At 69.5% G+C, this 7,916-nt stretch carries 8 protein-coding genes; 5 read left to right on the top strand and 3 right to left on the bottom strand.

The genetic code is table 11. The annotated features are described in order from the left end of the window. Positions 1–113: 113 nt before the first annotated feature. Positions 114–2,159, bottom strand: a complete 2,046-nt coding sequence (locus D6689_05015) for a serine protein kinase (protein ID RMH43504.1) — start codon at positions 2,157–2,159, stop codon at positions 114–116. A gap of 191 nt (positions 2,160–2,350) precedes the next feature. Between D6689_05015 and D6689_05010 the strand changes: the two genes are divergently transcribed. Together D6689_05010 and D6689_05005 are read left to right on the top strand one after the other, a co-directional pair. Beyond that, positions 2,351–2,611 (top strand): hypothetical protein, encoded by a 261-nt coding sequence (locus D6689_05010; GenBank protein RMH43503.1) that lies wholly within the window; start codon positions 2,351–2,353, stop codon positions 2,609–2,611. A gap of 40 nt (positions 2,612–2,651) precedes the next feature. Next, complete coding sequence (locus D6689_05005; GenBank protein RMH43502.1) at positions 2,652–3,350, top strand: hypothetical protein; 699 nt, start codon at positions 2,652–2,654, stop codon at positions 3,348–3,350. Between the two features lie 22 nt (positions 3,351–3,372). On the opposite strand, the gene mltG is transcribed toward D6689_05005, so the two are convergent. Both mltG and ruvX read right to left on the bottom strand, forming a co-directional pair. After that, positions 3,373–4,473 carry an endolytic transglycosylase MltG gene (mltG, locus tag D6689_05000; protein ID RMH43501.1) on the bottom strand — a complete coding sequence of 367 codons (1,101 nt, stop codon included), beginning with the start codon at positions 4,471–4,473 and terminating at the stop codon, positions 3,373–3,375. 37 nt (positions 4,474–4,510) lie between these two features. After that, entirely contained in the window at positions 4,511–4,930 is a 420-nt protein-coding gene (gene ruvX, locus D6689_04995) for a Holliday junction resolvase RuvX (GenBank protein ID RMH43500.1), read from the bottom strand. Between ruvX and D6689_04990 the strand changes: the two genes are divergently transcribed. The 3 genes from D6689_04990 to D6689_04980 all read left to right on the top strand — a co-directional run bounded on the left by D6689_04990 (position 4,863) and on the right by D6689_04980 (position 7,838). Further along, positions 4,863–5,783 (top strand): hypothetical protein, encoded by a 921-nt coding sequence (locus D6689_04990; GenBank protein RMH43499.1) that lies wholly within the window; start codon positions 4,863–4,865, stop codon positions 5,781–5,783. The two genes, ruvX and D6689_04990, sit on opposite strands and share 68 nt — an antisense overlap. 3 nt (positions 5,784–5,786) lie before the next feature. Further along, complete coding sequence (locus D6689_04985) at positions 5,787–7,139, top strand: FHA domain-containing protein (protein ID RMH43498.1); 1,353 nt, start codon at positions 5,787–5,789, stop codon at positions 7,137–7,139. 129 nt (positions 7,140–7,268) lie between these two features. Next, complete coding sequence (locus D6689_04980; protein RMH43497.1) at positions 7,269–7,838, top strand: hypothetical protein; 570 nt, start codon at positions 7,269–7,271, stop codon at positions 7,836–7,838. Positions 7,839–7,916 lie beyond the last annotated feature (78 nt).

The following is a 7,916-nucleotide window of genomic DNA, read 5'->3' as shown; positions in this document are numbered from 1 at the left end:
CGGTGCGCAGCTCGCACCCCGCGAGGCCCCGAACCGGAACCGGCGGCCGGTAATTCGCGCGCCAAAGCCGCAACGCGGCGCGACATGAACGCGAAATCGACGCGCGAGTCATGCTAGTCCTTGACGTCGCCGCGGGCGAAGATCGACGCGACGAAGTTCAGCACGTCGGTCGCAGACTCCTCGTCGTAGCCGAAGTCGCGGATGAGGCGCTGCTTGACGACGTCGATCTTCTCCTGCGTCTCTTTGTCGATCACGTTCGACACCAGCGACGTGAGCTTGATCGAATCCTTCTGATCTTCGAACAGCTTGGCCTCGAGCGCCTTTTGCAGCCGCTCGTTGGTGCGGTAGTCAAACTGTTTGCCGTCGACCGCCAGTGCGCCGATGTAGTTCATGATCTCCCGGCGGAAGTCGTCCTTGCGGCTCTCGGGGATGTCGATCTTCTCCTCGATCGACCGCATGAGCCGCTCGTCCGGCTCCTCGTACTGGCCGGTGTAGGGGTTTTTCACCTTCTCCTTTTGCGTGTACGCCTTCACATTGTCGATGTAGTTGGCGCACAGCTTGGCGATGGCATCCTCGTCGGCCGAAATGGCGCGCTGCACCTCGTTCTTCACGATGTCCTCGTATTCCTGCTTCACGACGGTCAGCAGATCCTTGTAGCGGCGCCGCTCCTCCTCGCTCGCGATCAGCGAGTGGTGCTTGAGCCCGGCCTCCAACTCGTTCATGACCATGAACGGGTTGACGCTGCTCGTCGCCTTGTCCGACACGAGCGCGTTCGAGATCTTGTCCTGGATGTAGCGCGGCGAGATCCCGTCGAGCCCCTCGCGCTCGGCCTCCTTGCGCAGCTCCTTGATGTTGTCCTGCGTAAAGCCGGGCAGCGTCTTGCCGTCGTAGAGCTTGGCCTTCTGCAGCAACGACAGGTTGTGCTTCTTCGGATCTTCGAGCCGGGTGAGCACCGCCCACAATGCCGCCATCTCGATCGTGTGCGGCGCGATGTGCTTGCCGCGGACGCGCTCGCGGTTGAAGTCCTTCTTGTAGATCCTGACCTCCTCGGACCACCGCGTGATGTACGGGATGTCGACCTTGACGGTGCGGTCGCGCAGCGCCTCCATGAACTCGTTGTTCAGCAGCTTCTTGTACTCGGCCTCGTTCGTGTGACCGATGATCACCTCGTCGATGTCGGTCTGCGCGAACTTCTTCGGCTTGATCTTGTGTTCCTGCGTGGCGCCGAGCAGGTCGTACAGGAACGCAACGTCGAGCTTCAGAATCTCGACGAACTCGATGATGCCGCGGTTGGCGACGTTGAACTCGCCATCGAAGTTGAACGCGCGCGGGTCCGAGTCCGATCCGTACTCGGCGATCTTGCGGTAGTTGATGTCGCCGGTGAGTTCGGTCGAGTCCTGGTTCTTTTCGTCCTTGGGCTGGAACGTGCCGATGCCCACGCGGTCCTGCTCGGACAGCACGAGACGCTTGACGCGCACGTGGGACATCACCTTCTCGAAGTTGCCCTTGTAGATCCCCATCAGCTCGCGGAAGATCTGACGGCACGCCGGGTTGACGTCGCCCACGATCTGGACGCGGTAGTCATCGTTGCCGAGGCCCAGTTCCCGGAACGCGCGCTCGCGCCACTGCGCCGGAACCAGCCGCAGCGGCTCGTCGTGCATCGGACAGGGGAACACCTCCTGCCCGCCCGCGAGCTGTGCCAGCTCGCCGGGCAACTCCCATTCATAGGTGTACAGCGCCCCTTCCGGCGTCCGCGAGTAGTCCTCGAGCCCGCGCTTGAGCAGCCGGACGATCGTGCTCTTGGAGGACCCGACCGGGCCGTGAAGCAGAATCACCCGGCGCTCGGTGCCGTAGCCCTGCGCGGCGCTCTTGAGCACGTTCATCAGGCGCATCAGCGGAATGTCCAGGCCGTAGACCGCGTCGCGCCCGCCGTTTTGCTCGTCCTTGAAGAAGTTGTAGCGGATGACCTTCTTCTTGTTGTCGATGTACTCCTCCTGGCCGTGCGACAGGACCATGTCGTACAGGCGCTGGAAGGCGTTGCGCGTCACACGCGGGTTCTTGCGGACGAGATTGAGGTAGTCCTCGAAGGTGCCCTCCCAGTGGAGCTCCTTGTACTCGTCGTAATCCTGCAGCGCAGCAATCTTGCTGGTGAGGCTCATGCCGGGTTCCTCCTCCTGGCCGAAACCGTACCACGGGGGCCGGATCGCGCCCACAAACCGGCCCCGCCGATTCGGGGCGGCGACCGCGGCCGTCCGAATCGGCCGGTTCGCGCGGCGGCGCCCGCGCGTCCCGGACCGCACGCGGCGCGGGACGAGCCCGCGGCGACTGCGCCGGCGCCGCGCTGCGCGCCGTGCGAGCGGGTCGATCGGCGGCGGGCGGCGCGCGCGTCAGCGGCGGGCGGGCGGCGCGCGCCAGCGCCGATGCGGACGACGACGCCGCGCGGCACAACGGCACGTACGACCGCGTGGTCCACACGGCCACGCGGCGCGGGCGGAACGCCCGCTTCCGGTGTACCTGCATCCTGCAAACTGGGTGGCCGTCGACGCCGCCGATCCACACGGCGTGGAAAACGCGAGCGCCATCACTGCCGTTTCACGACCGCGAATGGTAGGCTCGCGGGCACCTTCCCCCCTTTTGCCATGGATGTTCGTATGTCGTCAGTAAAGCGGATTGTCGCGCCGGCGGCCATCGCGTGCGCCTTCGCCGCGTGCGCGGATCCCCGGAGCAAGTTCGACGAATTCGGCCGGCACGTCGTCGACGCCGCAGTCGAGGTGCGAGTCGACGCGGCACCGGTCGACGAGATTCCCGACGTCACGGGCGAGTTCTTGTTGTCGATGAGCCCGGTGATCGCGCCGGATATTCCGTTTCAGTACCGCGCGACCGTATCCCTCGACCAATCCGGCGACATCCCGATGCTCGCGATGACGCTCACGCCGCTGCACCGGGATACGCGCGAGCCGATCGACGGGTTCGACTCGACCTACATGGCAGAGGTGTCGCGCGCGGGGCAGTTCGACGCCTCCGGCGAGAGCACGGTGCCGGGCGAGGCCAACGGCATCACCGGGGCGCAGGTCGACGTCAAATTGACGTTGCACGGAATTATCCGCACGGAGGACCTGTTTTGCGGCGACCTCGAAGGCGACGTGGTGCGGCCGACCCGCATCAACCTCGATGGGTCGACGTTCGCCGCGATCCGGATCGAGCCCGGTACGACGGGGGACGCACTGCCCGCCCCGGTCGCCGGGTGCCCATCGGACATGCCACCGGACGCGGGCGCGCCGGACGCGGGCGCGCCGGACGCGGGCGCGCCGGACGCGGGCGCGCCGGACGCAGGCGCGCCGGACGCATGATGCGGCGCGCGGGATCGCGCCGTCACTTCTGGTACCGGTTCACCCAGCGCGTGTGCTCGGCCAACGTCTTCGAGAACACGTGCGTGCCGTCGTTGCGCGCGACGAAGTAGAAAAACCGGCTGCCGTCCGGGTTCATCGCGGCCTCGATCGACCGCCGCCCGGGATTGGCGATCGGCCCGGGCGGCAGGCCCTCGTGGCGGTACGTGTTGTACGGGTTGTCGACGTCGTCTAGTTGGCGACGGCGCAACCGCTGCGTCGGATCCCACGCGCGACAGGCGGCGGACTTCTCAAGCGGAACCGTGCAGCCGTAGCGGATCGTGGGGTCCGTCTCGAGCCGCTTCGGCCGAAACGACGGCGACGTGAGGCGGTTGATGAACACCTGCGCGATGCGCTCGCGCTCGCTGTCGACCGCCGCCTCCTTTTCGACGATCGACGCGAGGATCAGCAGTTCGCGGTCGGTCCAGCCGAGCTTGCGTTCGAGGCGCTCGACGCTCGCGGCATGCTTGCGGCGCGCCTGCTGCCACACCGCGCGGTGCCGTTCGATCAGGCGATCGAGCACGGCCCGCGCCGGCGTGGGCGCGCGGAACCGGTACGTGTCGGGAAACAGATAGCCTTCGCAGGTGTCGCCGGCGATCCCGCGGTCCGCCAGGAACTCCGGGTCGCGGCACACCGCCTCGAGGTCGGCGGCGCGCGCGACCCCCGCGCGGTCGAGGATCGCGAACACCTCGAGAATGTGGAGCCCTTCCGGGATCGTCACCGGCACGGTGACGTCCTCGACGCCGGCCAACAGCGCGTCGAGCACCTCGCGCGGGGTCATGTCGTCGCGAAGCGGGTAGCGGCCGTGCCGCACGCGAGTCGTCGCGCCGCGGTGCATCGCGTACAGGCGAAACCACCTCGGCCGGTCGATCACGCCGGCGCGCGCGAGGCGCTCGGCCACCGCCGGAAAGCTCATTCCGCGGTCGATTTGCACTTCGATGGTGCGGCCCTGTCCGGCGTGCGGCCGGTCCGGGTAGTCCAGCGCCAGCTTGACGGCGACGCCCCCCGCCGCGATGGCCGCGACCACGGACGCGACGACGATGGCGAGCGCGATGCGAAACGATCGGCGAGACAACTCGGAAACCATACTCGGCGACCACAGAGCCGACAACCGGGCCCCGGCGTCACGGCCTCTGCGCGTCGAGCCACCCCTGCAGGATGTACGCCGCGGCCTGTTTGTCGACCACCTGCTTGCGCCGCGCCCGCGACACGTCCGCGTCGATCAAGACGCGCTCGACCGCCGCGGTCGAAAATCGCTCGTCCCACTCGTGGACCGGCACGCCGTCGCCCAGCCGGCGGCGCAGCGCGTCGATCAGCACGCGGACCCGCCGCGCGCGCCGGCCGACCGCACCGGACAGCTCGAGCGGCAGACCGACGACCACCGCCTGGGCACCGCGCTCCGCGACGAACGCCGCGATCCGCGCCGCGTCTTCGTCCGTGCCGCGGCGCGCGAGCGTATCGATCGGGTGCGCGGCGATGCCGAGTTCGTCGGACAGCGCCACGCCGATCGTCTTGGAGCCGACATCGAGCCCGACGACGCGCACGTCACAGATGCTACCGCGCGCCGCCCGCGCCCGCACGGTTCGGGCTACACTGCGCGCGATGCTGTGCGAGTACACGTTCGTCCCGCGCGATGCGGGCGACGCCGGCCGCCGCGAGTTGGAGGATTGGGCCGGCGCGCTGCTCGCCCGCCTCCGCAACAACGGCCAGCTTTGGGGCCGCGCCGTCGTCGGCTGGGTCGATGGAACATTGCGCGCCACGTTCCACGTGCCGACGGCCGATGCGCTCGACGACGCCCACGCGTCGCGCGGCGTCGCCGGGACCGCGAAACAGGTACGCGCGCTGTGCGCCGAGCCGCCGGCGTGGCGCATCGTCGGCGACGAAACGGACACCGACGCGGGCGACGCCACGGGAGCGCCGGCTCTCGTCCTCAAAGCCGACGTGTTCCGCGAAACGTCGCCGGTGCGCGAGGGCCGCGCCGGTACGCCGGTGCCGCTGTTCCGCCTGCCGATCGGATGGGACGTTCGCGAGAACCTGGTCGTGTGGATGCGCCGCGCGCAGCTCCACGAGGAGCTGTGGATCCAGTCCGGTCGCCTCGAGAGCGCCGCGTATCGCGAGCTATCGGAACCCGACAGCCCACTGGCGACGGAAGGACGCGAGCTTGCCCGCGCGGTCGAGGATGTGACCGGCATCGCCACCTACTACTTCCTGCGCCACTTCTGGGGGCGGCGAGTCGAGGATGCGCGCGACGTGTGCCCCGCGTGCCGCGCCCCCTGGGCGACCGAATCGCTCGGGTCCACGCCGGCCGGTATCGACGGCTTCACGTACCGCTGCGACCCGTGCCGCCTCGTGTCCGAAGCCGCGACGGCGACGCGGGCCGAGCCCGCCGACGCGTGAGCCGTGACGACCGATCCCCGCCGCGCCGCGACGACGGTGGTCCAGGTGGCGGGCCGCGACGTCGCGCTGCGCGTGCGCCGCGTGCGGTTCGACGTCACCGCCGGCCCGTCGGCCGGCGCCCGCGCCGAGCTGTCCGGCAGGCGCCTGGCAATCGGCTCGCATCCCTCCAACGATCTCGTCGTCGTCGACCCGAAGGTGTCTCGATTTCACTTGCGCATCGAGGCGAGCGACCGCGGTCTGCGCGCGATCGACACCAACAGCGCCAACGGCACGGCGGTCAACGGCGTCCGCGTGCGCGACGCCTATCTCGACGACGGCGCCGTGATCGCGATCGGCGACAGCCAAATCGCCGTGCGCCGGCTCGACGGCGACGTCGAGGTCGAACTGTCGGCCGACGACCGGTTCGGCGACGCGGTCGGGCGCAGCGTCGCGATGCGCGAGGTGTTCGCGCTCGCCCGGCGCGCCGCCGCGACCCACATGCCCGTCCTGCTGCTGGGGGAGACCGGTACGGGGAAAGATGTCATCGCCCGCGCGATTCACGCGCACAGCCCGGTCGGCCGCGGCCCGTTCGTCGTATTCGACGCGGGTGCGGTCGCGCCGACCCTCATCGAGTCCGAACTGTTCGGCCACGTGCGCGGCGCGTTCACCGGGGCCGATTCCGACCGGCCGGGCGTATTCGAACGCGCCACCGGCGGCACGCTGTTCATCGACGAAATCGGCGAACTACCATTGCACCTGCAACCGAAATTGTTGCGGGCGCTCGAGGCGCGCCGCATCGTCCGCGTCGGAGACACGCGCGAAATCGACGTGCATCCGCGCATCGTCGCCGCCACCCATCGCGACCTGCGCGCGCTCGTCGACCAGGGTGCGTTCCGCAGCGATCTGTACTACCGGCTCGCGGTGCTGCCGATCGAGATCCCGCCTCTGCGCGAACGGCGCGAGGACATTCCACTGCTCGCCGGCCACTTTCTGCGCGACCTGCTCGACGCCGGCGGCCGCGACCCGCGGTGGTTGCTGCCGCACCTGGAAGAAGCGTTCGCGTCGCTTGCGCACCACGACTGGCCGGGCAACGTCCGCGAGCTGCGCAACGCGATCGAGCGGGCGGCGGCGCTGGCCGACCCGGCCGCCCTCGCGCGCGACGGCCTGACGCAGCTCGTGGAGTTGCGCGCGTCCGTGGCCCGCACGCGGCGGGCCTGGCTGCCGCTGGAGCAGGCGCGCGCCCAGTTCGATCGCGAGTACCTGCGCGACCTGGTCGACGCCCACGGCGGCGACCTGCGCGCCGCGGCGGCCACCGCCGGCATCCACCCGAAGTCGCTCGAACGGCTGCTCCGCCGCCACCGGATCCGCCGCCGCTGAGCCGGCGCCCGGTCGCCGCGGCCGCCGGCGGCTGGAACCGAACGGCTCCGCCGGAGCCGAAGCGTTCCCGGCTCGCCACGTCCGACCGGGAGCTTGCGGCCGGCACGACCCCTGCACCACACTCGCGGCATGGGGTCAGCACGATTCGCCCTCCTCGGCGCGGCCGTCGTCGCGGCGGTCGCGTGGCCGCCGGCGCGCGCCGGCGCACGGCCGTCGCATCGCGCGTCCTATCACACGGACAAGACCTTCGGCCTCGGACTCATGTTCGGCAGCCCGACCGGCCTGTCCGGCAAGCTCCACCTCGACGCCCCGATCGCCCTCGCGTTCGGGGTGGGCTCCTCCTACTACGGGCACCACGACCATCACGGCGACCACGTCCACATCGAGGGCACGCAACTGCACGCCGACGTGCTGTGGCATCCGGCGGTCCTCGTCCACAACCCGACGCTTCAGCTGGCGCTGCACATCGGCGTCGGCGGGCAGGTCCGCCACCACCACGTCCACGACCCGGAACCGGACGACGGCCACACCCACGTGGGCGTGCGCGTCCCGTTCGGCCTCACCATGGACTTCCGCCGCGCGCCGGTGGACGCGTTCTTCGAACTCGCGTACGCCCTCGAGTTCGTCGGCCCGGGCTCGCACAGCTACATCGCCGGCTCGCTCGGCGCCCGCTACTATCCCGGATCGATCACCGTCTGAAGAGTTGAAAACTCCCACCGGGAGGATCATTGTGGGTTTACGAAAACTTACAAAGGTCCAACCCGGGGGAGCCTGATG

This window comes from Deltaproteobacteria bacterium (assembly GCA_003696105.1).
Classification (GTDB): Bacteria; Myxococcota_A; Polyangia; order Haliangiales; family J016; genus J016.
This window is presented reverse-complemented; position numbering and strand designations above follow the sequence as displayed.

Coding starts and splice junctions, on each gene's coding strand:
- D6689_05015 (RMH43504.1), bottom strand. CDS start 2,159: ATGAGCCTCACCAGCAAGATTGCTGCGCTGCAGGATTACGACGAGTAC.
- D6689_05005 (RMH43502.1), top strand. CDS start 2,652: ATGTCGTCAGTAAAGCGGATTGTCGCGCCGGCGGCCATCGCGTGCGCC.
- mltG (RMH43501.1), bottom strand. CDS start 4,473: ATGGTTTCCGAGTTGTCTCGCCGATCGTTTCGCATCGCGCTCGCCATC.
- D6689_04990 (RMH43499.1), top strand. CDS start 4,863: ATGCCGAGTTCGTCGGACAGCGCCACGCCGATCGTCTTGGAGCCGACA.
- D6689_04980 (RMH43497.1), top strand. CDS start 7,269: ATGGGGTCAGCACGATTCGCCCTCCTCGGCGCGGCCGTCGTCGCGGCG.